Raw genomic sequence first — 22,460 nt, forward strand, 5'->3', positions numbered from 1 at the left:
TGAAAGTCCGGTTCAGCAAGCGTTAATTTTAACGTAAAGATGTGCGTAGGAGTGCTAAGACGGGCAGGGAGGACTTAAGTCCTCCCACACATATCTGGCTCTTAGTCCGGCTCTTTAGCGGACAATGACCTTGGTGCCGATCTTGACCCGGTTGTAGAGATCGATCGCGTCGATATCGGTCATGCGGATGCAACCCGACGAAACGTTCTGGCCGATCTTCTCGGGCTCGTTCGTCCCATGGATGCGGTAGAGCGTGTCCTTGTTGCCCTGGTAGAGATAGAGCGCGCGCGAGCCCAAGGGATTGTCGGGGCCGCCTTCGAGGCCACCGGCAGCGGCCGTTGGCTTCAGGTGCGGCCAGCGCTCGAGCATGTCGGCCGGCGGCATCCAATGCGGCCATTCGGCCATGCGGCCGACAGTGGCCGTGCCGGTCCAGCCCGAGGCTTCATTGCCGACGGCGACGCCGTAGCGGACCGCCTTACGTCCGGGCAGAACGAAATAGAGGAACTTGTCTCTGGTATCGACGATGATCGTGCCGGGCGCTTCCCCGGTCGGATCTTCGACCAGATAGCGCTTGAAATTGTTGTCGACATCGTATTTCGGCACGACCGCGAGGAATTCGGCGTCGCGTGACGACAGGGACGGGTCGGGCATCGGCGTATACATGCAACCGCTGAGAAGAAGAGCCGCAGGCAGCGCTGCGAAAACCGCACGAAACAACATTCAAAATCCCCCAAAACCTTCGTTTTCTCGATTAACGCAGCACGCCAACACACTCCATAAACTTATGCGTCATTCACCCCCGCGAATGACAGAACGCGCCGAGCTGTGGCCGAAAAGAAACAATTTTAGGGAGACCCAAGCTGTGTTTCTTCCTGTAAAGCTTAATCAGCCGTTCACTTTCGCTTGGACAGAAGCTGCGAAGCCCGTCATAAACCGCGCCGTTCCTCTCCCGCGCCATGCTGGACAAAGGCGAGGGGCCCTTGCCTTTCTCTGTCAGCCAGCGAGCTTGCCTTGACCACGCTTTTTCTGAGTCACCCGTCCGGATTGGAACATGATACGGGTGCCGGCCATCCGGAGCGGGCCGACCGTTTGCGAATCATCGAGCAGATGGTCGAACATGAACGTTTCCAAAACCTTCACCGCGCCCTGGCGCCAGGCGCCGATACCCCGGCGCTGCTGCGGGTCCATCCGGAGGAATATGTCCGGGCGATCGAGAACGCCGCGCCGAAGGAAGGGCTCGTACGGGTCGACGGCGACACGATCATGAGCCCAGGCACATGGACGGCCTTGATGCATACGATCGGTGGTGCCTCGGCGGCGGTCAATGAAGTCATGCGCGGCAATGCTGCGAACGCCTTCGTCGCCATGCGGCCGTGCGGCCATCATGCCGAACGCGCGACTCCGATGGGCTTTTGCTTCTTCAATACGGCCGCCATCGCGGCCCGCCATGCGCAGGCCGTGCATGGCGCTGAACGCGTCGCGATCGTCGATTTCGACGTGCATCACGGCAATGGCACGCAGGATATCTTCTGGGACGATCCGAGCGTGCTTTATTGCTCGACGCATCAGATGCCTTTGTTTCCGGGCACGGGCGCCGTGGGCGAAGTGGGAGAGCATAATACGATCGTCAACGCGCCGCTTAGCCCCGGCGACGGCAGCGAGGCCTTTCGCGCGGCGATGGAAACGCGGGTTTTGCCACGCGTCGACGCTTTCGCGCCGGACCTCATCGTGATTTCGGCGGGCTTCGACGCGCACCGGCTCGACCCGCTGGCCAGCATCAATCTCGAAGCGGTGGATTTCGCCTGGATCACCGAGAAGCTGATGGGGCTCGCGGCCAAACATTCCAAGGGCCGGATCGTCTCGGTCCTCGAAGGCGGCTATGATCTCGAAGGTCTGGCGGCCTCATCCGCCGCGCATCTTTTGATGCTGATGAGCGCCTGAAAGAAAACGCGTCTCCGGATCTGCGGCAAGCGATCCGGAGACGCGTTCGGTCTTGAGCGAAAAAGCTCAGGTCAGATTGGCGGCGATGGCGTTGAATTTGGCCGACAGGCTCGTTCCAACGGTCGTGATCGTCGCAATGATGACGACGGCGATCAGGCCGGCGATCAGTCCATATTCAATGGCCGTCGCGCCAGACTCATCACGCGAAAAAAGCGATAAAAGATTCTGCATAGGGTGTTTCCCGTTCCGGTGTCGCGGTGCCATCGTGGCCCCGGATCGCGTGCAGGCTACATCCAAGATCTTGTAGTCTCGTAAATGAAAAATAGGTACATTTACTTATAATTCCCGCGTCCGGAAGCGTTGTGTCGAAGCATCGCCGTCTACTTGCGGCGAGCTCGAAGCAGCGGCGCTAAACGCAACTGAAGCGGCGTAACGCACGGCATTTTGATACCCGTGCGTTATCCTTTTCTTTACTCTGCCGCGGCTTTTTCTTTCTTGAGCGGCCGGCGCGCCAGCACATCGGCAAGGAACTTGCCGGTGTAGGAGCGCTTCACTTTGACGATTGCTTCCGGCGGTCCCTCGGCGATGATCTCGCCGCCGCCGTCGCCGCCCTCGGGGCCGAGATCGATCACCCAGTCCGCCGTCTTGATGACTTCGAGATTATGCTCGATGACGATGACCGAATTGCCCTGATCGACAAGCTCGTGCAGCACTTCGAGAAGCTTCGCGACATCGTGAAAATGCAGGCCCGTCGTCGGCTCGTCCAGAATATACAGCGTGCGGCCGGTCGAACGGCGCGCCAATTCCTTGGCGAGTTTCACCCGCTGCGCCTCGCCGCCGGAAAGCGTATTCGCCTGCTGGCCGACCTTGATATAGCCCAAGCCCACGCGCGACAGCGTCTCCATCTTTTCGCGGATCGACGGCACGGCCTTGAACAATATGCCCGCTTCCTCGACCGTCATGTCGAGCACGTCGGCGATGGACTTGTCGCGATATTTGACCTCTAGCGTTTCGCGGTCGTAGCGCTTGCCCTTGCAAACGTCGCAGGTGACATAGACGTCCGGCAGAAAGTGCATCTCGATCTTGATGACGCCGTCGCCTTGGCAAGCCTCGCAACGGCCGCCCTTCACGTTGAACGAGAAGCGGCCGGGCAAATAGCCGCGCGCCTTGGCTTCGGGGAGCGCTGCGAACCATTCGCGGATCGGCGTGAAGGCGCCCGTATAGGTCGCAGGATTCGAGCGCGGCGTGCGGCCGATCGGCGATTGATCGATGTCGATCACCTTGTCGAGATGTTCGAGCCCGTCGATGCGCTCATGCGGCGCCGCGTGTTCGAGGGCGCCATTGAGGCGGCGCGCGACATCCTTATAAAGCGTGTCGATGATGAGCGTTGACTTGCCGCCGCCCGAAACGCCGGTGATGGCCGTGAAGAGGCCGAGCGGGATCTCGGTCGTGATGTTTTTCAGATTATTGCCGGAGGCATTGACGATCTTCAGCTTGCGGGCCGCCTCCGGCTTGCGCCTCATGCGCGGCACGGCGACTTCTCTCACGCCGGATAAATATTGGCCGGTGAGCGACTTCTTATTGGCCATGATCTCTTGCGCGGTGCCTTGCGCGATGATCTCGCCGCCATGAATTCCGGCGCCGGGGCCGACATCGACGACATGATCGGCGGTCAATATAGCGTCTTCGTCATGTTCGACGACGATGACGCTATTGCCGAGGTCGCGCAATCGGCGGAGCGTTTCGAGGAGCCGCGCATTGTCGCGCTGATGCAGGCCGATCGACGGTTCGTCGAGCACATAAAGCACGCCGGTGAGGCCGGAGCCGATCTGCGAGGCCAGCCGGATGCGCTGGCTCTCGCCGCCGGAGAGCGTGCCCGACGCGCGGGCCAAAGTGAGATAGTCGAGCCCCACATCGATGAGGAAGGACAGCCGATCGCGGATCTCCTTCAGGATGCGCTTGGCGATCTCGTTGCGCTTGGCATCGAGTTTCGCAGGCAGCGCCTCGAACCAGGCATGCGCGTTGCGGACCGAGAGTTCGGTGATCTCGCCGATATGTTTCATATCGATCTTCACCGCGAGCGCTTCCGGTTTCAGCCGATAGCCATGACAGGCCGAGCAGGGCTCGGACGTCATGAAGCGCGCAATCTCCTCGCGTGACCATTCGCTCTCGGTTTCGCGATAGCGCCGCTCGAGATTGCGGATGACGCCTTCGAAGGGCTTGTTGATGTCATAGGTGCGCATCCCGTCGTCATAGGTGAAGCGCACCGATTCAGTGCCCGAGCCGTAGAGCAGGAGCTTTTGGATCTCCTTCGGCAGGTTCGCGAAGGCCGTATCGAGCCGGAACTTGAAATGCTTGCCGAGCGCTTCGAGCGTCTGCTGATAATAAGGCGAGGTCGATTTGGCCCAGGGCGCGATGGCGCCTTTGCGCAATGTGACTTTAGGATCGGGGACGATCAGCTCGGGATCGACCTTGGGCTCGACGCCAAGGCCACCGCAGACGGGGCAAGCGCCGAAAGGCGCATTGAAGGAGAAGAGCCTCGGCTCGATCTCGGGAATTGTGAAACCTGAGACGGGGCAGGCGAATTTAGACGAAAAGACGATCCGCTTCGGCGTGCCGTCCTCTTCCTTCTCGTCGGCGAATTCCATGATCGATATGCCGTCGGCCAGCTCGAGCGCGGTCTCGAAACTCTCCGACAGCCGCGCGCGGATATCCTCGCGCACGGCGATGCGGTCGACGACGACCTCGATATCGTGCTTCACCTTCTTATCGAGCGCCGGCGCATCGGCGATCTCGTAGAATTGCCCGTCGACTTTCAGCCGTTGAAAGCCGCGCTTCATGAAATCGGCGATTTCCTTGCGATATTCGCCTTTGCGGCCGCGGATCACGGGCGCCAGCAGAAAGAGCCTTGTGCGCTCGGGAAGAGCCAGCACGCGATCGACCATCTGGGAGACCGTCTGGCTCTCGATCGGCAGGCCGGTCGCGGGCGAATAGGGAATGCCGATGCGCGCCCATAAAAGCCGCATATAGTCGGAAATCTCGGTGACGGTTCCGACAGTCGAACGCGGGTTCTTCGACGTAGTCTTCTGCTCGATCGAAATCGCCGGCGAAAGCCCGTCGATCTGATCGACGTCCGGCTTTTGCATCATTTCCAGGAACTGCCGCGCATAGGCCGAGAGCGACTCGACATAGCGGCGCTGGCCCTCGGCATAGATCGTGTCGAAGGCGAGCGACGACTTCCCAGACCCCGAAAGCCCGGTGAAAACGACAAGCTTGTCGCGCGGGATCGTCAGATCGACGTTCTTGAGATTATGCTCCCGCGCCCCGCGCACCGTGATATTGCGGAGGTTGGAACGGGGCTCCAATGCGAGTTCTGCGGTCTCGGACGTCGCTTTTCTCGATCTGGGGGTCTTCATACTGTTCCGGGAACCTGCGCAAAGGGTAAAGCGGCGAGATAGCGCTAATTTAGGGGCTCGGCCACGGCCTCGCCATGCCAAACTCGCGCCATCCCCTGCGGCAATCGCGTCTTTTGGGGAAAGACCAGGCGCGTTTCGGCGCGGAAATCGTGAATCTGGTCCATTTGGACGCCTTGCGAAGCCTTAAAATCCCCTTCAGAATAATGCAGCAAATCAAGAGCGGTAGGGAAACGCCATGGTCGCAATTTCGCCGGAGGCCCTGATACGACGGCCGGCTAAGCCGTTCTATCAGGTCCTCTATGTGCAGGTCCTGTTTGCCATCGTGCTGGGCACCATTGTCGGCTGGCTGTTCCCGCATTTTGCGACCAATGACTGGATCAAGGCGCTCGGCGACGGATTCGTCAAACTCATCAAGATGGTCATCGCGCCGATCATCTTCTGCACGGTGGTCTCCGGCATTGCGCATGTCTCCGACGCCAAGAAGGTCGGGCGCGTCGGCGTCAAGGCGCTGCTCTATTTTGAAGTCGTTTCCACCGCGGCCCTGTTGATCGGGCTCGTTATCGGCAATGTCGTCAAGCCGGGCGCCGGCTTTTCCGGCCAGGGCAACGCCGAGGCAGTCGCCGCTTTCACCAAACAGGCCGAGGCGCAAAAGACCGTCGACTTCGTCTTGAACATCATTCCCGACAGCGTCGTCGGCGGCTTCGCCAAGGGCGAGATTCTGCAGGTTTTGCTGTTCTCGGTGCTTTTCGGCTTTGCAATGCTGGCGCTCGGCGACCGCGTCGAAAAACTGCGCTCGGTGATCGACGATCTGACCCAGGCCGTCTTCGGTGTCATCAATATCGTGATGAAGGCCGCTCCCATCGGCGCCTTTGGCGCCATGGCTTACACGGTCGGCAGATACGGGCACGAGGCGCTCTGGAATCTCGCAGGCCTCATCCTGACGTTCTATGCTGCGTCGGCGATCTTCATCCTTGTGGTCCTCGGGACCATCGCCGCCTTGGCCGGCTTCAACATCTTGAAGTTTCTGCGCTACATCAAGGATGAGCTTCTGATCGTGCTGGGCACGAGCTCGTCGGAAAGCGCGTTGCCGCAACTCATGCGGAAACTGGAGAAGCTCGGCTGTTCGAAACCCGTCGTCGGGCTTGTGGTGCCGACCGGCTATTCCTTCAATCTCGACGGCACCAATATCTATATGACATTGACGACGCTGTTCATCGCCCAGGCGCTGGGCTTTCCGCTCGACCTTGAGCAGCAATTGACGATCATCGTCGTCGCCATGCTGGCTTCGAAGGGGGCAAGCGGCGTGACCGGCGCGGGCTTCATCACGCTTGCGGCGACGCTTTCAGTGATCAATCCGGCACTCGTGCCGGGCATGGCGATCGTACTCGGCATCGATAAATTCATGAGCGAAAACCGGGCCCTGACGAATATTATCGGCAATGGTGTCGCGACCGTCGTCGTCGCCGGCTGGGAAAATGAACTCGACCGCGCCACTTTAAAGCGCGAACTCGACGCCCACGGCCCGGAACCGGAAGCCGCGCACGCCGCCGAATAGGCCGGAAAACCGCGCGGAAGGCTTGCTTTCAGCGCGAGCAGGCTTTAAGAACAAATAAAGAACATTATTCTTTAGTGGATGGCTGGATTGCGGTGCTGCCCCTGGCGGCGCGCGGGTCTAAGGTCAATATCAAGATGTCAGTTTCAAGTATGAGGAGAGCGTCATGGCCGGAAGCGTCAACAAGGTCATTCTCGTCGGCAATCTCGGACGCGATCCGGAAGTGCGGCGGATGAATTCGGGGGATTCGGTCGTGAGCTTCAGCGTGGCGACGACGGAATCCTGGCGGGACAAAATGTCGGGCGAGCGCAAGGAGCGCACCGAATGGCATAATGTCGTGATCTTCAACGAGAACCTCGGCAAGATCGCCGAGCAATATTGCAAGAAGGGCTCGAAGGTCTATCTCGAAGGCCAATTGCAGACGAGGGAATATCAGGACAAGGACGGCAATCCGCGCAAGGTGACGGAAGTTGTCTTGCAGCGCTTCCGCGGCGAACTCACTCTGCTCGACAGCCGCGGCCGGGGCGGCGACATGTCGGATGGAGATTCCGGCTCCTACGAATCCTCGGGCGGCGGGAGCTTTGGCCGTCAGTCTCCGATGGAGAAGCGCCCGGCGGCCGCAGGGTCGGGCCGCATGGCCGATGTGATCGACGACGATATCCCGTTCTAGTCGCTTGCTAAAGTTTGGTGGGAAGCGCTCGTGCTTCGAGACGCGCTTCTAAGGAAGCGCTCCTCTGCATGACGGCTTTGTGATCAGCTGCTTAGCCCTCATCCTGAGGAGCGTGCGCAGCATGCGTCTCGAAGGACGAGGGCGCTCGAAATCGTGTTTGAGCATGATCGTCCAGAAAAAAACCTTCGAGCTTCCGAGCTTCCAGACCCAAAGCGGGAGGCTCATTAAGAATCTCTGCGTCGGCTGGGAAAGCTACGGCACGCTCAATGCCGATAAATCGAACGCTATTCTGATCGCGCATTATTTTTCCGGCACCAGCCACGCCGCCGGCAAATATGCGGAAGAAGACGCGCTGCCCGGCTATTGGGACGATCTGATCGGCCCGGGCAAAGCGATCGACACCGATCGCTATTTCGTCTTTTCGTCCGATACGCTCGTCAATCTCAATGCGCGCGACAAGAATGTCGTGACGACGGGTCCGGCGAGCCTCGATCCCGATACGGGCAAGCCTTATGGGCTCTCTTTTCCGCTGGTCTCGATCCGCGATTTCGTCGGCGTACAGAAAGAACTTGTCGATCATCTCGGCATTAAAAAACTGCATGCCGTGATGGGGCCGTCCATGGGCGGCTTGCAGACATTGTGCTGGGCTTCGTCTTTCCCCGACATGATGGAGCGCATCGTCCCGGTGATTTGCGCAGGTGTGATCGACGCGTGGCTCACCGCCTGGCTCGGCCTTTGGGCCGCGCCGATCTATGCCGATCCAGCCTGGAAGAACGGCGCCTATGCGCCCGACGCGCAACCTGTCAAAGGTCTTACGCTGGCTCTGCGATTGGTCACGCTTCAAGCCAATCATTGGCTTTGGGCCGATGCACAATTCGGCCGCGCTTTTGCCGTCGAGGGGGCTGATCCTGGGGCCGATCTTGCAAATAGGTTCAAGGTCGAAGCTGCGATTGCCGATCTGGCTGCGGCCCGGGCTGCCGTCTCCGACGCCAATCATCTTCTCTATCTCGTCAAGGCGAACCAGACCTTTTCGGCCGATCTCGCGGCGATCAAAGCCCGGACCTTGCTGCTCTATACGCCGACAGACCAGGTGTTCCGACAAGAACACGTCTTGGCGACGGCGGCCGCTATCGTGCAGGGCCATGCCATTGTGGAGACGGCCGAGATCCTCGGGCCTTACGGTCATCTCAACGGATTGGCGGCGCTGGCGCCCCTGGGCGCCAAGATCGCGGAATTTTTGGCGCGATAGAGCATCGGCTCCTTTGGGACGATCCCACGCTCAAACAAAGAGATAGAGCAATCCCGGCATGGGCCGCCTGACGCCCGATTGGGCAGTTTGGCTCTTGCTTTTTTAAAAATATATTTATTCAATGGACTAACTATATAGATATCCCGCAAATGTGAGTGGGACCTGCTGCGCGATCTTGCGTTAACCAGCCAAATTCGAGGAGAGGCTGTTTTGATCGAAGAAAAATCGGAGCCCGTCGATCCGGGCCGCAGAAGGCTTGTCGCGGGTGCGGCCGCCCTTGCGGGCGGATTTCTCGCAGGCGGCGGAAGCCGCGCCGACACCGCGGATTCGTCCAAGATTCCCGAATGGACGAAGGTGCAAGGCGCGCCGATCGAAACGCCGCCCTATGGCGTGCCTTCGCCCTTCGAAAAGGATGTCGTGCGGCGGACGCGCGGGGGAATGAACTTTCCTTTTCCGAGCGCTGCCTATAGCGACACGCCCTTGCAGGATCTGCATGGCATCATCACGCCCAATGGTCTCCACTATGAGCGTCATCATGCCGGCGTGCCGGCGATCGATCCCGACCAGCATCGGCTTTTGATCCATGGGCTCGTCGAGCGTCCGTTGAGCCTGTCGATGGCGGACATCGCCCGCTATCCCTCCGTTTCGCGCACCTATTTCCTCGAATGTTCCGGCAATACGCAGGGCTGGGCCAATGCCAAGAAGGAATGGACCGCGCAGGATTCGCACGGGCTTTTGAGCTGCGCGGAATGGACCGGCGTGCCGCTCTCGACCGTGCTCGCCGAGGCGGGCTTGAAGCCGCAAGCCAAATGGCTTCTGGCCGAAGGCGCCGATGCCTCCGCCATGACGCGCTCCATCCCGGTCGAAAAGGCGCTCGACGATGCGATCCTCGCCTATGCGCAAAATGGCGAGCGGCTACGGCCGGAGCAGGGCTATCCGCTGCGGCTCTTCTTGCCCGGTTTTGAGGGCAATATGAGCGTCAAATGGCTGCGCCGCTTGAAGGTTGGGGATCAGCCCTTTTTTACACGCGAAGAAACCTCGAAATATACGGGCCTGTTGCCGGATGGCACGGCAACGAGCTTCAATTTCGTCATGGAGGTGAAATCGGTCATCACGTATCCATCGGGCGGGCAGCAATTGCGCGATCCGGGCTTTCACGAAATTTCCGGCCTCGCCTGGTCGGGCCGCGGCCGGATCAGCCGCGTCGATGTCTCGACCGATGGCGGGGCGACATGGCGCGCGGCGCAATTGCAGGAGCCCGTCCTCAACAAATGCCTGACGCGCTTTCGCTTACCCTGGACCTGGGACGGCCGCGAAGCTCTGCTGCAGAGCCGGGCGACGGACGAGTTCGGCAATGTGCAGCCGACGCATGATGCACTCGTCGCCAAGCTCGGGACCAACTTCTACTATCATTATAATGCGATCCACACGTGGCGCATCGAACCGAGCGGGGCCTTGTCCTATGCTGTGTGATCCGCGCGCTGCGATGATCCTTGCTGCCATTCTCGTTACGCTGCCGGTGCAAGGCGAGCCGGCGCGCTTTGGCTTCGGCCGCGCGCCGACGCCGGCCGAAATCGCGGCCTTCGATATCGATGTGCGCCCCGACGGCCAGGGCCTGCCGCCCGGCCATGGCAGCGTACAGGACGGCGCCAAGATCTTCGCAACAACCTGCGCGTCCTGCCATGGAGAGAAGGGCGAAACGGCCGTGCCGACCGGGGCGGTGCTCGTCGGCGGCCAGGGCACGCTCAAGAGCGCAAAGCCGGTGAAGACCATTGGCAGCTATTGGCCTTATGCGACCACCCTCTATGACTATATCCGCCGCGCCATGCCTTTCAACGCGCCGCAATCGCTCTCGAATGACGAGGTCTATGCGGTCACAGCTTATCTGCTCTCGCTGAACAAGATCGTGCCTGACAATGCCGTGCTCGATGCGCGAACTTTGCCGGAGGTTCGCATGCCGAACCGCGACGGTTTCAAGCCTGCCGATTGGCAGCACGGGGAGGCCGTTCAGAAGTAAAAAAATGCGGCATCTTCAACAGCCTGTGCACATTCTGGGATGGTCGCGTAAGTGGTTGGAAATACGGGGTGTTTTTATAGCTGTTTGACGGCTCGTAACTGGCTATCGGCGGCCCGATAGATTATATGTTGGGTAATACCCCGCAGCTTTGGATTGACCCGCCTTGGCCGATAACGACGAGAATGGCGCCGGACCGCCCGGTTCCGACGTTCGCCCCGTTTCCATTTCCGACGAAATGCGCCGCAGCTATCTCGATTATGCGATGAGCGTGATCGTCAGCCGTGCGCTGCCCGACGTGCGCGACGGCTTGAAGCCCGTGCATCGCCGCATTCTGTTTTCGATGCATGAGAACAATCACACGCCCGACCGGCCGCATGTGAAATGTTCGCGCATCGTCGGCGACACGATGGGCAAATATCATCCGCACGGCGACCAGGCGATCTATGATGCGCTGGTGCGCATGGCGCAGCTCTTTTCGATGCGGCTGCCCTTGATCGACGGGCAGGGCAATTTCGGCTCGGTCGATGGCGATCCGCCGGCCGCCATGCGTTACACCGAGGCGCGTCTTGCCCGCCCGGCGATGGCGCTGCTCGAAGATATCGACAATGACACGGTCGATTTCCAGCCGAACTATGACGGCAAGGAACACGAACCCGTCGTTCTGCCAGCCCGTTTTCCCAATCTTCTCGTCAATGGCGCGGGCGGCATCGCCGTCGGCATGGCGACGAATATTCCGCCGCATAATCTGGGCGAAGTCATTGATGCGTGCCTCGCGCTGATCGATCGGCCCGAGATGACGATCGAAGAGCTGATGCAGATCGTGCCGGGGCCGGATTTTCCGACCGGCGGCAGCATTTTGGGTCGCGCCGGAATCCGTTCGGCCTATTTGACGGGCCGCGGATCCATTCTCACCCGCGCGAAGGTCGAGATCGAGGAAATGCGCAAGGAGCGCGAGGCGCTCATCGTCACCGAGATCCCCTATCAGGTGAACAAGGCGACGCTGATCGAAAAGATCGCCGAACTCGTACGCGAGAAGAAGGTCGAGGGCATTTCCGATCTGCGCGACGAATCCGATCGCGACGGCATGCGCATCGTCATCGAATTGAAGCGCGATGCCGTCGCCGATGTCGTGCTCAATCAGCTTTGGCGGTTCACCTCGCTGCAATCGAGTTTTCCCGCCAATATGATCGCGCTGAACGGCGGCCGCCCGGAGGTCTTGAACCTCAAGGATTTCCTGCGCGCTTTCGTCGACTTCCGCGAAGAGGTCGTGACGCGGCGTATCCGGCACCTTCTTGGAAAAGCGCGCGACGCGGCGCATCTGCAAGTCGGTCTTGCCATCGCCGTCGCCAATATAGATGAGGTGATCCGCCTCATTCGCACCTCCGCCGATGCGGCGGCGGCGCGCGAGGCCTTGATGGCGCGCGATTGGCCGGCGCATGACATGGCGCCGCTCGTCTTGCTCATCGCCGACCCGCGCCATGTCTTGACCGAAAACGGCACTTGCCGTCTGTCGGAGGCGCAGGCGCGCGCGATCCTCGAACTGCGGCTGCAGCGTCTGACCGCGCTCGGCCGCGAGGAGATTGCCGAGAGCTTGAACAAGCTCGCAGGCGAGATCGCCGATTATCTCGACATCCTGCGCTCGCGCACGCGGCTCTTCGGCATCATCAAAGATGAGCTGACCGAGATCAAAACCGCCCATGCGACGCCACGGCGAAGCATCATTCTCGACAGCGACGCCGGTGTTGAGGACGAAGATCTGATCCAGCGCGAGGATATGGTCGTCACCGTCTCGCATGCCGGCTATGTGAAACGCGTGCCGCTTTCGACCTATCGGGCGCAAAGGCGCGGCGGCAAGGGCCGCTCCGGTATGCAGACGAAGGACGAGGATTTCGTCGCGCGGCTTTTCGTGGCCTCAACCCATACGCCGGTGCTGTTCTTTTCCTCACATGGGCAAGTCTACAAAGAAAAGGTCTGGCGCCTGCCGCTGTCGGCGCCGACGGCGCGCGGCAAAGCGCTCGTCAATATTCTGCCGCTCGAACAGGGCGAGCGAATCACGACCATCATGCCTTTGCCGGAAGACGAGACGAAGTGGGAAACGCTCGACGTGATGTTCGCCACGACACGCGGCACGGTGAGACGCAACAAGCTCTCCGATTTCGCTCAGGTGAACCGCGCCGGCAAGATAGCTATGCGCATCGACGAGGGCGAGGAAATCGTCGACGTGCAGATCTGCACGGAAGACAAGGATGTTCTGCTGACAACGGCGAACGGTCAGTGCATTCGTTTCGCTGTGACTGACGTCCGTGTTTTCAAGGGTCGCGATTCGATGGGCGTGCGCGGCATCGCGCTTGCCGAAGGCGACAGGGTGATTTCGCTTGCGATCCTGCGCCATATCGATGTCGACGCGGGCGAGCGTCTCGCCTACCTGAAAAACAGGCGTGCCGTTGCCGGTGAACCGTCGGGGGATACGGCCCTCGAAGTCGTGCCCGACGATGTGGCGTCGGAAGGCGCTGAGGCCGAGCCCGTGCAGGCAGCAAGCCTTTCCGTCGAGCGGCTCGCGCAATTGTCGGAAGCCGAGCAGGTGATTCTGACGATTTCGGCCAATGGATATGGCAAGCGCACATCGTCTTTCGAATATCGTGTTACCGGGCGCGGCGGCAAAGGCATTGTCGCGATGGCCGTCAATACACGCAACGGCAAGCTTGTCGCCTCCATGCCGGTCGAGGAGGGCGACGAGATCATGCTGGTGACGAATGGCGGCCAATTGATCCGCTGTCCGGTCGAGGGCATCCGCGTCGCCGGGCGTGGCACGCAAGGCGTCATCGTCTTCGATACGGCAGAGGACGAAGAGGTCGTCTCGGTCGAGTGCATCACCGAGGAAGAGCGCGGCGGCGGCGACGAGCCTGAGAGAGGACCCGACGAGGCCGGGCCTGACGAGCCTGCACCGGACGCGGGTCCGGATGAGTCAGATCCCGGCACGGACGAACCGGGCTAGACGTCTATACAAACTGTGTTGCCCTCTCCTTCGAGACGCGAGCTGCGCTCGCTCCTCAGGATGAGGGCAACCTTCCCAAGCCCTCATGCTGAGGAGGCGCTGAAAGCGCCGTCTCGAAGCACGAGGGCGTCAGGCGTTCGATAATTCGCCTGAAGACATCTGGCAGAGTTTGGGATCGATGGCTGATAGTGATGCAACCGACGAACAACTGCCCGGCCTGCCGGCCGATGCCTTTCTGAAAGAAGACCCGTCGCCGGATCAGCTCTTCTATGCGGCGCCGCGTTTCGTCGCTCATATTGACGGCAATGCGGTCGAAGCCGTCACCGCGCTTTATCACGATGTCTTGCCGGCGGGCGGGGTGATCCTCGATCTCATGTCGTCTTGGATCAGCCATTTGCCGCCCGACGTCGCCTATGGCGAAGTCATCGGTCATGGCATGAACGCGATGGAATTGAAGGCCAATCCGCGGCTCAAGCGGTTCTTCGTTCAAAATCTCAACGAAAATCAGGTCCTGCCGCTCGAAGCCCAAAGCGTCGACGCGGCGGCAATTTGCGTCTCGATCCAATATTTGCAGAAGCCCGTCGCCGTGTTGCGCGATCTTGTGCGCGTGTTGAAGCCTGGCGGCTTGGTGTCGATCACCTTCTCGAACCGGTGCTTTCCGACGAAGGCGGTCGCGGTCTGGCAGGCGTTGCGGGACGAAGACCATGCGAAGCTCGTGACGCTTTATCTCGAACATGCGGGCTTCGCGCAGGTCGAGACCCGCGCGCTGGTCGAGCCGGGGCAAAAGGGCATCGATCCGCTCTGGGCCGTGATCGGGCGGACCGCCTGATCTCGAACGATCGCGGGCTTTGAGGCCTAGCAGGGTTGCAAGGCGATCCGATTTCCTCTCAACCGCAGATGTAGCTTTTTAAACTGCCCGCCTGCGGCTGATTGATGCCCTGCAATCTCTGGCCTAAAGCTGCGGTATCGGACTCTCTTTGAACCATGCCGTCCCATTCATGCGACGCGACGACAATAACAAGCCGATCTCCATCGCGGGCTATCGATTGCGGTCCGATCGTGAGGGCATGATCGATCAATTGCGGCAGTTGACTCTGCGCCTCTTCAATATTCCAGACCGCGCTCATTTTTAGTCCTTTCACGACCGAATTTAAAACAGGGAGCTCGTTTCGCGCGCGCCGGAAAACGTGCATGCAAATTCCGGCGTTTCGCATATTGTTCGAAGCAGAGTATCTTCAACGCCTGAAGGTCGGGGAGATTTGAGACATGAAAATTTCGGCGCGCAATGTGTTCGAGGGGACAATCAAAGAGGTCCACAGAGGCTCGACGACTTCGCATGTTATCGTCGATGTGAAAGGCGTGACCTTCACCTCTTCGATCACAAATGAAGCCGTCGACGAATTGGGCCTGAAGGCTGGATTGAAGGTCAAGACGATCATCAAATCTTCCGATGTCATGGTGGCTGCGGATTAAGCAACCGCTGGTCTTTGTGACCGGCAACTCTCTTAAAGGTTAGGGACCGTTGAAATGGACGGTACCGAGCCCGGCTATGTCATAGCCGCCGAGTTCGCGCGCCCGCGTCTTGAACGCGTCGCCGGCGCAAAAGCGGATCAGCTTTTGGAACGCCGGATCGAAATAGGCTTTCCGCCAGATCAAAAGATCGAAGCGCTCTTCGATCAGTTCCTTGAACTCAAGCTGAAATTGACGGGCGCTCGCCTCGATGCCGAGGCCGACGTCGGCCTTACCGGCAGCAATGGCCATGGCGAGATCCATTTCGGACCGTTCGACCGCATCGACGCAATTCAGCGCTGTTCTTTTCAAACCCTCGCGCTCCAATAAACGCGCAAGCACCAATTCGCTGCCCGATTCCGCTTGGCGCGATTGAAATCGCAATTTGCCAATCGCCTTGAAGGAATCGATTGCGCGATGAAGGTCGGCTCTGTAGATCAGCCCGCGTTTACGCTTCGCCCATTCGATGAGGACCACCGGCTGATCGCCATATTCGCCGCTGACCGATGCGACGTTCCATCCCCCGCCGGGCTCGGGAATATGCAAGCCGACGGCGAGGTAATGATGATCCGACCAGCGCTGCAATCCGTCGACGGCGCCGTCCATGAAGCTCGCAATGCCGGAATGGGATGCGCGCAAGGCCCATTCAAGCAAGGGGTCATGTCCACCGATAATGACCGCGGCTTCCGGGGAAACCTGCTTGCTGCGTTGGCTCTGATCGGGCTTTGCGGCGGCTCCGTTGGTGACGATCCATTCCTCGATCTCCAGCTTCGGAAATAAAAGCTTGCCGGTGACGCGGTGGACCGGAAGCGTCCCCGTCGCCACGAGATCATAGACCTTGCGTTCTTTGACGCGGAGCATCGCGGCAAGTTCGCGGGTCGTCAGATATTCGGTCATGTGTTTTTTCCGGAATTTCCGGAAAAATAACATGAATTTGCATAAAAACGAGGCTCTTTATACACCGGCCAAGGCGCGTCCCCAGATTTGCGCTTGCGCCGGAGCTTCTTTAAGGAAGGATCAATGCCCCGCATCGCCCTCTATACCGGTACGTTCGATCCCTTGACCAACGGCCATGTCGAGGTCGTCAGGGCGGCGGCGTCTTTTTGCGATCAGCTCGTGATCGCGATCGGCGTGCATCCTGGCAAGACGCCGGTTTTTTCGGCCGAGGAGCGCTCGAACCTCATCAAGGAGGCCTGCGGCGATGCGCTGGCGAAAGTCTCCTGCGGCCTGTCGGTTCGAACCTTCGCGGGTCTCGCGGTCGATGCTGCGCGGGAGGCCGGTGCGCATTATCTCATCCGCGGCCTGCGCGACAGCGGCGATTTCGATTATGAAATGCAGATGGCCGGGATGAATGCGGCCATGGCGCCGGAGATCCAAACGATCTTTTTACCGGCCCCCTCTGCAGTGCGTCACATTACGGCGACATTGGTCCGGCAGATCGCCTCGCTTGGCGGCGATGTGTCGGGCTTTGTACCGAAAGGCGTCGCCGAGGCGCTTGCCGTCAAATTCAAGAAGAGTTGAGGCGGTTTTTTTAAGCATGATCTTATCCGAAAAGTCTGCAACTTCTCGGGACCATGCTTACCGCCGCAAACATAGGGAAGGATTCTCATGACCATTCATCGCCGCGCGGTCTTGGCCGCTTTCGCCGTAGGCTTCTGCGCTTTCACCGTTCTCGGACAGCGACTCGATGCGGCGCCGGCAGCGACGCCCGACCCGGAAAATACGATCTATCTCGATACGAAGGATGGCCGTGTCACCATCCTTTTGCGGCCGGATCTTGCACCCAAACATGTGGCGCAGATCAAGGCGCTGACGAAGCGCGGTTTCTATGATGGCATCGTCTTCCATCGCGTCATCGCTGGATTCATGGCGCAGACCGGCGATCCGACGGGCACGGGCACAGGCGGCTCCGATCTTCCCAATCTCAAAGCCGAGTTTTCCAAAGAACCCTTCAAGCGCGGCACCCTCGGCATGGCTCGCTCGTCCGATCCCAATTCGGCCAATTCTCAGTTCTTCATCTGCTTCGACGACGCGTCTTTTCTCAATGGCCAATATACGGTCTTCGGTCAGGTGGTCTCCGGAATGGACGTAGTCGATAAGATCAAGAAGGGCGCGGCCGGCAGCGGCACCGTCACGAACCCGGACAAGATCGTGAAGATGCAGCTCGCCACGGACGCGGCGCCCGCTGGCAAGGCGAAATAGGCCAAATCGAAGAAAGACATAAGCTGCCTGCAGCCGCTCTGGTAAATGGCTCCGGTTTACCTTCCGGGGCCATTCGTTTATTGCAGGCGCCAACTTACGGCATCGGACCCGAAAGCGGGAACCCGTTTCGGGACCAATCCGGTGCTTCTCTGGAAGCCATCGACGAGGAGAATACCATGGCGGAACCCGGCAACACGCTGACGCTCGAAACCACGCAAGGACCCGTGGTGATCGAGATGCGGCCCGATCTCGCGCCTAAACATGTCGAGCACATCAAGAAGCTCGTCGGAGAAAAGTTTTACGACGGCATCGTGTTCCATCGCGTGATCGACGGGTTCATGGCGCAGACGGGCTGCCCCTATGGCACCGGTACCGGCGGCTCGAAATATCCGAACCTTCCGGCGGAGTTCAATGCCGAGCCGCATGTGCGCGGCACCTGCTCGATGGCGCGCGCGCAGGACCCGAACTCGGCCAATTCGCAATTCTTCATCTGCTTCACCGATGCGCGCTTCCTCGACAAGCAATATACTGTCTGGGGCAAGGTCACGTCCGGCATGGAAAATGTCGATAAGATCAAGAAGGGCGAGCCGGTGAAGGACCCCGACAAGATCATCAGCGCGACCATCAGTTGAACTTTTGCATCTCAAAAAGGGGCGTCTCCCTTCTCCCGCCTGCGGGAGAAGGTGGCCCCGCCGTTAGGCGGGGTCGGATGAGGGGTGGTTGGGGATGGAGGAACCCTCATCCGCCTCATTTCATTCGGCACCTTCTCCCGCAAGCGGGAGAAGGACTCGCGGCCTGCTAAGTCGTTTTTCGCGTCTATGCGTGTCGACCTCTTCGATTTCAAGCTTCCGCCGGACCGCATCGCCTTGCGTCCGGCAGAACCGCGCGATGCGGCGCGGCTTCTCGTGGTGCGGCCGAGCGCCGCCCCAATGCTCGAAGACCGCACGATCGCCAATCTGCGCAACCTGCTTCAGGCAGGCGATGTGCTCGTCGTCAATGACACACGGGTGATTCCGGCCAGCCTTGAAGGCACGCGTCTTCGGGGCGAGGCCGAAGCACATATCCATGTGACGCTGCACAAGCGCGAGTCAGATTCGAGCTGGCGCGCCTTCGTCAAACCGGCGAAGAAATTGAAGATCGGCGAGACGATCGTCTTCACGGCAAACGCTGATGCCGATCCGGCGCCGCTTCATGCCGAAGTACGCGAAAAGTCCGGCGAGGGCGAGGTGCTCTTAGCCTTTTCCTTGGAAGGTACGGCGCTCGATGAAGCGCTCGAGCATTTCGGGCAGATGCCGCTTCCGCCTTATATTGCCGGAAAGCGCGCAATCGACGCGCGCGACGCCGAGGATTATCAAACCTTGTTCGCCGCGCGCTCCGGCGCGGTGGCGGCACCGACGGCGAGCCTGCATTTTACCCCGGCGCTCATCGCTGCGATCGAAGCGCAAGGCGTCAATATCTGCCGGGTGACGCTGCATGTCGGCGCCGGCACCTTTCTGCCAGTGAAGGCCGAGGATACGGAGCAGCACCGCATGCATGCCGAATGGGGCGAGGTGAGCGCCGAGGCAGCCGAAACGCTCAACAAGGTGCGCGCGGCGGGCGGGCGGATCGTCGCCGCGGGCACGACCAGCCTGCGTATTCTCGAATCCGCAGCCGCGCCCTCGGGCGAGGTCAGAGCGTTCAAAGGCGACACCTCGATCTTCATCACGCCGGGCTATAAGTTTCGCGCCGTCGATCTGCTCTTGACCAATTTCCATCTGCCGCGCTCGACGCTTTTCATGCTGGTCTCAGCTTTCTCCGGATTGGATGTCATGCGTTCCGCCTATAGTCACGCGATCGCGTCGCACTACCGCTTCTACAGCTATGGCGACGCCTGCCTTCTGCATCGCGCTCCCGAGGCCGGCGTATGAGTCTCGGATTGAGCTTCGACATTGCTGCCACGCAGGGCGCAGCGCGAACCGGCGTCATCACCACGCCGCGCGGAGGAATCCGCACGCCGGCCTTCATGCCGGTCGGAACGGCGGCGACCGTCAAAGCCATGCATCCGCAGGCGGTGAAGGCGCTTGGCGCCGATATCGTTCTGGCGAATACCTATCATTTGATGCTGCGGCCGGGCGCCGAGCAGATCGCGGCGCTCGGCGGTTTGCATGAATTCATGCAATGGCCGGGGCCGATCCTGACCGATTCCGGCGGTTTTCAGGTTATGTCGCTGTCGAAGCTCCGCAAGCTCGACGAGACCGGCGTGACCTTCCAGTCCCATATCGATGGCTCGCGCCATGTGCTGACGCCGGAACGCGCGATCGAAATCCAGGGCCTTCTCGGCTCGGATATTCAGATGCAGCTCGACGAATGCGTGCGCCTGCCATGTTCCGACGCGGATGTGGAACGCGCCATGCGGCTCTCTTTGCGCTGGGCGGAGCGCTCGAAGCGCGCTTTCGATCAGGCGTCGGGGCATGCGCTCTTTGGTATCGTACAAGGCGGCGCCAATGCGCCTCTGCGCATCGAAAGCGCCAAGGCTCTGGCCTCGATGGAGTTCGACGGCAATGCGATCGGCGGCCTCGCCGTCGGCGAACCGCAGGCCGTGATGCTCGCCATGATCGAGACGGTGGTCCCGCATCTGCCGGAAGCGAAGCCGCGCTATCTCATGGGTGTCGGGGCCCCGGATGATCTGTTGGAATCGGTCGCGCGCGGCATCGATATGTTCGACTGCGTCATGCCGACGAGGGCAGGGCGCCATGGGCTCGTCTATACGCGCGCGGGGCGAATCAATCTGCGCAATGCCAAGCACGCGTCAGATAAGGCACCTATCGATCCGCAGGCCGCCTGCGAGGCCGCCAGGATCTATTCCCGCGCCTATCTGCATCATCTCGTCAAAGCGGGCGAGATCCTCGGCATGATGCTGCTGACGGAGATCAATCTCTCCTATTACCAGGAGCTGATGGCTGGGATGCGCGGGGCCATTCTCGCGGGAGGTTTCGACGGTTTTCGCGCCGAGACCAAGGCTGCCTGGGCGCAAGGCGAAGGCAAGCCATGAGGCAAGTGACGGGCCAAAAGCGAATGTGACAATTGCCGGAGGCAATTGAGCGATGCGCTTTATCGATGAAACGAATTTTCCAACGAATAAGGGCGAGGCGACCTTCGGTCGTCCCCGCCCTTTGTGCACCTGTCCTTATGACCGTCCGCCGATATTTAGTCTCTTTGAAAGACCGCGCCGAACTGGCGGCGCTGATAACGATGGACGGGCGTCCTCCCACGACTTGGACTGCATGCTCAACGCCGAATTTTTGCTTCGGCATAGCCCCTTTTCGGATGGCGGATTTCCTATATCGCACGCGTGACTTAATGTCACGCGAAGAGAGGGCCCTTGTTTGGTGGAAAGGCAAAATTTTGCGATTTTTTTCCATCGCGGGAACAATAGGAGGCGAATTCGGTAGACTTACCGTGAAAAACAATGGGTCTCCTCTGAGAAAACGCGTTTAGGCCCGTCAGTCTGTGTGTCGCAGGCGCTTGCTGCCTGTCGTCGATTGCGAGTCGAAAAGGCAGGCTGGGGCCAAGAAGGACTTTTCCCGGAGGTCCCGGCCCAGCATACTCCGCCTGGAACATATGCGTGTCGTCCGGCAAGGTGATAAGCACGGATTGGGCAGCTCACATTCGGAACGACGATGACCCCTGGCCGCAGCGAAATTCTTGCCGAGATGCCGCGCGCAGCAGCGCTGCCGCCGCTGAAAGGGGTGAGCTTCGGCGCGCGGCTCCGCAACTGGTTTTTGACCGGCGTGGTCGTCGCCGGTCCGCTCGCGGTCACCGCCTATATTGTCTGGTGGTTTGTCGATACGGTCGACACCTGGGTCAAGAAGCTTGTGCCGGTGTCCTTCTGGCCGGACACTTATCTGCCGGTGAGAGTGCCGGGTCTTGGCGTCATCTTCGCGCTTCTCGGATTGACGCTGCTTGGCTTCCTCGCCGCCAATCTCGCTGGCCGAACGCTGATCACGCTCGGCGAAGCCATCCTCGAGCGGATGCCGATCATCCGCTCCATCTATCGCGGCGTGAAGCAGATCTTCGAGACCCTGTTCGCGCAGTCCGGCACATCGTTCCGGAAGGTCGGGCTGATCGAATTTCCTTCCAAGGGCATGTGGTCCCTGGTCTTCATTTCGGCTCCGCCGAACGATGGTCTCGCGGAGAAACTCCCGCAAGGCGAACATTACCTTTCTGTGTTCCTGCCATGCACGCCCAATCCGACGACCGGCTTCTATTTCTTTCTGCCGGCGCATGAAGTGACCGAAGTGAGCCTCACGCCTGAGGATGCCGCCAAACTCATCATGTCCTGCGGCGTCATTCAGCCGGATATTCACGCCGTCGTGGCCGAGCCGGTGAAGCACAAGCCTATCGCCGAGCCGGTCGACGGCGCCGGCGCGGTCTAAGCCGCCGTGTCGCTTGCCGAACTCTCATGGCTGGCGCTCGCCGCCTATGCCGTCCACATGCTGGAAGAATATATGTTCGACTGGCGTGACTGGGCGCGTGCGGTGATTGGTTTGCCGGTCGAGTGGAGCGACTTCTACATGACGAATGCCATTGTGGTCGTGCTCGGCATCGTACAAGCCGAACTCGCGCCGACGCTGGCCATAGCTCCGCTCACCTTCGCTGCGCTCATGCTCATCAACGCCACCTTCTTTCATGTGGCGCCCTTTCTTTGGACGAAAGGCCGCTTTTCGCCGGGTCTGGTCACGGCTCTCATTCTCTTCTATCCCATCGGAATCGCCATATTCCTCCGGGCGCATGCCGAAGGGCGGCTCGACATTGGCTCAGCGATTCTCGCTTTGATCATCGGAGCCATCCTGATGGCCTTTCCGATTGTCATGCTGCGCCTGAAAAGCCACCCCTATTTCCGCCAGATTTGACGTCTCGATTGACCTTC

At 60.1% G+C, this 22,460-nt stretch carries 21 protein-coding genes; 16 read left to right on the forward strand and 5 right to left on the reverse strand.

Translation table 11 applies throughout. The features are described from left to right. Window positions 1-114: 114 nt before the first annotated feature. The gene (locus A3OQ_RS0110140) at window positions 115-720 is read right to left on the reverse strand and encodes a L,D-transpeptidase (RefSeq protein ID WP_020175274.1); all 606 of its coding nucleotides are present in this window, start codon (window positions 718-720) and stop codon (window positions 115-117) included. 291 nt (window positions 721-1,011) lie between these two features. Here A3OQ_RS0110140 and A3OQ_RS0110145 point away from each other — a divergent pair, with 291 nt between their 5' ends. Further along, on the forward strand, window positions 1,012-1,941 hold the full coding sequence (locus tag A3OQ_RS0110145) for a histone deacetylase family protein (protein ID WP_026595698.1): 930 nt from the start codon (window positions 1,012-1,014) through the stop codon (window positions 1,939-1,941). A gap of 66 nt (window positions 1,942-2,007) precedes the next feature. Here A3OQ_RS0110145 and A3OQ_RS0110150 read toward each other — a convergent pair whose 3' ends face one another. Beyond that, complete coding sequence (locus tag A3OQ_RS0110150; protein WP_020175277.1) at window positions 2,008-2,172, reverse strand: Flp family type IVb pilin; 165 nt, start codon at window positions 2,170-2,172, stop codon at window positions 2,008-2,010. Between the two features lie 239 nt (window positions 2,173-2,411). After that, entirely contained in the window at window positions 2,412-5,306 is a 2,895-nt protein-coding gene (gene uvrA, locus A3OQ_RS0110155) for an excinuclease ABC subunit UvrA (RefSeq protein WP_020175278.1), read from the reverse strand. Window positions 5,307-5,592: 286 nt separating this feature from the next. Between uvrA and A3OQ_RS0110165 the strand changes: the two genes are divergently transcribed. The 7 genes from A3OQ_RS0110165 (at window position 5,593) to A3OQ_RS0110195 (ending at window position 14,669) form a co-directional block, all read left to right on the forward strand. Continuing rightward, entirely contained in the window at window positions 5,593-6,912 is a 1,320-nt protein-coding gene (locus tag A3OQ_RS0110165; protein ID WP_020175280.1) for a dicarboxylate/amino acid:cation symporter, read from the forward strand. A 163-nt stretch (window positions 6,913-7,075) separates the two neighbouring features. Next, window positions 7,076-7,579 (forward strand): single-stranded DNA-binding protein, encoded by a 504-nt coding sequence (ssb, locus tag A3OQ_RS0110170; RefSeq protein ID WP_020175281.1) that lies wholly within the window; start codon window positions 7,076-7,078, stop codon window positions 7,577-7,579. A 163-nt stretch (window positions 7,580-7,742) separates the two neighbouring features. Then, on the forward strand, window positions 7,743-8,828 hold the full coding sequence (locus A3OQ_RS0110175) for an E22 family MetX-like putative esterase (RefSeq protein WP_020175282.1): 1,086 nt from the start codon (window positions 7,743-7,745) through the stop codon (window positions 8,826-8,828). A 210-nt stretch (window positions 8,829-9,038) separates the two neighbouring features. Beyond that, entirely contained in the window at window positions 9,039-10,301 is a 1,263-nt protein-coding gene (soxC, locus tag A3OQ_RS0110180) for a sulfite dehydrogenase (protein WP_020175283.1), read from the forward strand. Then, entirely contained in the window at window positions 10,291-10,845 is a 555-nt protein-coding gene (locus A3OQ_RS0110185) for a c-type cytochrome (RefSeq protein ID WP_020175284.1), read from the forward strand. The genes soxC and A3OQ_RS0110185 overlap by 11 nt, the downstream gene beginning before the upstream one ends. 163 nt (window positions 10,846-11,008) lie before the next feature. Then, complete coding sequence (gene gyrA / locus A3OQ_RS0110190; protein ID WP_020175285.1) at window positions 11,009-13,840, forward strand: DNA gyrase subunit A; 2,832 nt, start codon at window positions 11,009-11,011, stop codon at window positions 13,838-13,840. 178 nt (window positions 13,841-14,018) lie between these two features. Beyond that, a complete protein-coding gene (locus A3OQ_RS0110195; protein WP_020175286.1) occupies window positions 14,019-14,669 on the forward strand; it encodes a class I SAM-dependent methyltransferase in 651 nt (216 codons plus the stop codon). A 58-nt stretch (window positions 14,670-14,727) separates the two neighbouring features. Here the strand turns inward: A3OQ_RS0110195 and A3OQ_RS21965 are convergent, their stop codons facing one another. Further along, window positions 14,728-14,967, reverse strand: coding sequence for a hypothetical protein (locus tag A3OQ_RS21965; protein WP_020175287.1), 240 nt, complete (start codon window positions 14,965-14,967; stop codon window positions 14,728-14,730). Between the two features lie 139 nt (window positions 14,968-15,106). Here A3OQ_RS21965 and A3OQ_RS0110205 point away from each other — a divergent pair, with 139 nt between their 5' ends. After that, window positions 15,107-15,313: a TOBE domain-containing protein gene (locus tag A3OQ_RS0110205; RefSeq protein ID WP_020175288.1), complete on the forward strand. Its 207-nt coding sequence runs from the start codon at window positions 15,107-15,109 to the stop codon at window positions 15,311-15,313. A 39-nt stretch (window positions 15,314-15,352) separates the two neighbouring features. Here A3OQ_RS0110205 and A3OQ_RS0110210 read toward each other — a convergent pair whose 3' ends face one another. Next, window positions 15,353-16,246 (reverse strand): helix-turn-helix transcriptional regulator, encoded by an 894-nt coding sequence (locus A3OQ_RS0110210; RefSeq protein ID WP_020175289.1) that lies wholly within the window; start codon window positions 16,244-16,246, stop codon window positions 15,353-15,355. 123 nt (window positions 16,247-16,369) lie between these two features. Between A3OQ_RS0110210 and coaD the strand changes: the two genes are divergently transcribed. The 7 genes from coaD to A3OQ_RS0110245 all read left to right on the forward strand — a co-directional run bounded on the left by coaD (window position 16,370) and on the right by A3OQ_RS0110245 (window position 22,443). After that, complete coding sequence (coaD, locus tag A3OQ_RS0110215; RefSeq protein WP_020175290.1) at window positions 16,370-16,870, forward strand: pantetheine-phosphate adenylyltransferase; 501 nt, start codon at window positions 16,370-16,372, stop codon at window positions 16,868-16,870. Between the two features lie 87 nt (window positions 16,871-16,957). After that, complete coding sequence (locus A3OQ_RS0110220) at window positions 16,958-17,551, forward strand: peptidylprolyl isomerase (RefSeq protein WP_020175291.1); 594 nt, start codon at window positions 16,958-16,960, stop codon at window positions 17,549-17,551. Window positions 17,552-17,727: 176 nt separating this feature from the next. Continuing rightward, window positions 17,728-18,183, forward strand: a complete 456-nt coding sequence (locus A3OQ_RS0110225; protein ID WP_020175292.1) for a peptidylprolyl isomerase — start codon at window positions 17,728-17,730, stop codon at window positions 18,181-18,183. A 186-nt stretch (window positions 18,184-18,369) separates the two neighbouring features. Then, complete coding sequence (gene queA, locus A3OQ_RS0110230) at window positions 18,370-19,458, forward strand: tRNA preQ1(34) S-adenosylmethionine ribosyltransferase-isomerase QueA (RefSeq protein ID WP_020175293.1); 1,089 nt, start codon at window positions 18,370-18,372, stop codon at window positions 19,456-19,458. Continuing rightward, a complete protein-coding gene (gene tgt, locus A3OQ_RS0110235; protein ID WP_020175294.1) occupies window positions 19,455-20,582 on the forward strand; it encodes a tRNA guanosine(34) transglycosylase Tgt in 1,128 nt (375 codons plus the stop codon). Before queA ends, tgt begins: the two co-directional genes overlap by 4 nt. A 628-nt stretch (window positions 20,583-21,210) precedes the next feature. After that, window positions 21,211-21,966, forward strand: a complete 756-nt coding sequence (locus tag A3OQ_RS0110240; protein ID WP_020175295.1) for a DUF502 domain-containing protein — start codon at window positions 21,211-21,213, stop codon at window positions 21,964-21,966. 6 nt (window positions 21,967-21,972) lie between these two features. Beyond that, the gene (locus tag A3OQ_RS0110245; protein ID WP_020175296.1) at window positions 21,973-22,443 is read left to right on the forward strand and encodes an HXXEE domain-containing protein; all 471 of its coding nucleotides are present in this window, start codon (window positions 21,973-21,975) and stop codon (window positions 22,441-22,443) included. The last annotated feature ends 17 nt before the right edge of the window (window positions 22,444-22,460 follow it).

The organism is Methyloferula stellata AR4 (assembly GCF_000385335.1).
In the GTDB taxonomy this organism is placed as follows: Bacteria; Pseudomonadota; Alphaproteobacteria; order Rhizobiales; family Beijerinckiaceae; genus Methyloferula; species Methyloferula stellata.

Coding starts and splice junctions, on each gene's coding strand:
- A3OQ_RS0110220 (WP_020175291.1), top strand. CDS start 16,958: ATGACCATTCATCGCCGCGCGGTCTTGGCCGCTTTCGCCGTAGGCTTC.
- A3OQ_RS21965 (WP_020175287.1), bottom strand. CDS start 14,967: ATGAGCGCGGTCTGGAATATTGAAGAGGCGCAGAGTCAACTGCCGCAA.
- A3OQ_RS0110225 (WP_020175292.1), top strand. CDS start 17,728: ATGGCGGAACCCGGCAACACGCTGACGCTCGAAACCACGCAAGGACCC.
- coaD (WP_020175290.1), top strand. CDS start 16,370: ATGCCCCGCATCGCCCTCTATACCGGTACGTTCGATCCCTTGACCAAC.
- tgt (WP_020175294.1), top strand. CDS start 19,455: ATGAGTCTCGGATTGAGCTTCGACATTGCTGCCACGCAGGGCGCAGCG.
- A3OQ_RS0110195 (WP_020175286.1), top strand. CDS start 14,019: ATGGCTGATAGTGATGCAACCGACGAACAACTGCCCGGCCTGCCGGCC.
- queA (WP_020175293.1), top strand. CDS start 18,370: ATGCGTGTCGACCTCTTCGATTTCAAGCTTCCGCCGGACCGCATCGCC.
- A3OQ_RS0110150 (WP_020175277.1), bottom strand. CDS start 2,172: ATGCAGAATCTTTTATCGCTTTTTTCGCGTGATGAGTCTGGCGCGACG.
- A3OQ_RS0110205 (WP_020175288.1), top strand. CDS start 15,107: ATGAAAATTTCGGCGCGCAATGTGTTCGAGGGGACAATCAAAGAGGTC.
- A3OQ_RS0110210 (WP_020175289.1), bottom strand. CDS start 16,246: ATGACCGAATATCTGACGACCCGCGAACTTGCCGCGATGCTCCGCGTC.
- A3OQ_RS0110240 (WP_020175295.1), top strand. CDS start 21,211: ATGACCCCTGGCCGCAGCGAAATTCTTGCCGAGATGCCGCGCGCAGCA.
- A3OQ_RS0110185 (WP_020175284.1), top strand. CDS start 10,291: ATGCTGTGTGATCCGCGCGCTGCGATGATCCTTGCTGCCATTCTCGTT.
- ssb (WP_020175281.1), top strand. CDS start 7,076: ATGGCCGGAAGCGTCAACAAGGTCATTCTCGTCGGCAATCTCGGACGC.
- A3OQ_RS0110165 (WP_020175280.1), top strand. CDS start 5,593: ATGGTCGCAATTTCGCCGGAGGCCCTGATACGACGGCCGGCTAAGCCG.
- A3OQ_RS0110175 (WP_020175282.1), top strand. CDS start 7,743: ATGATCGTCCAGAAAAAAACCTTCGAGCTTCCGAGCTTCCAGACCCAA.
- A3OQ_RS0110140 (WP_020175274.1), bottom strand. CDS start 720: ATGTTGTTTCGTGCGGTTTTCGCAGCGCTGCCTGCGGCTCTTCTTCTC.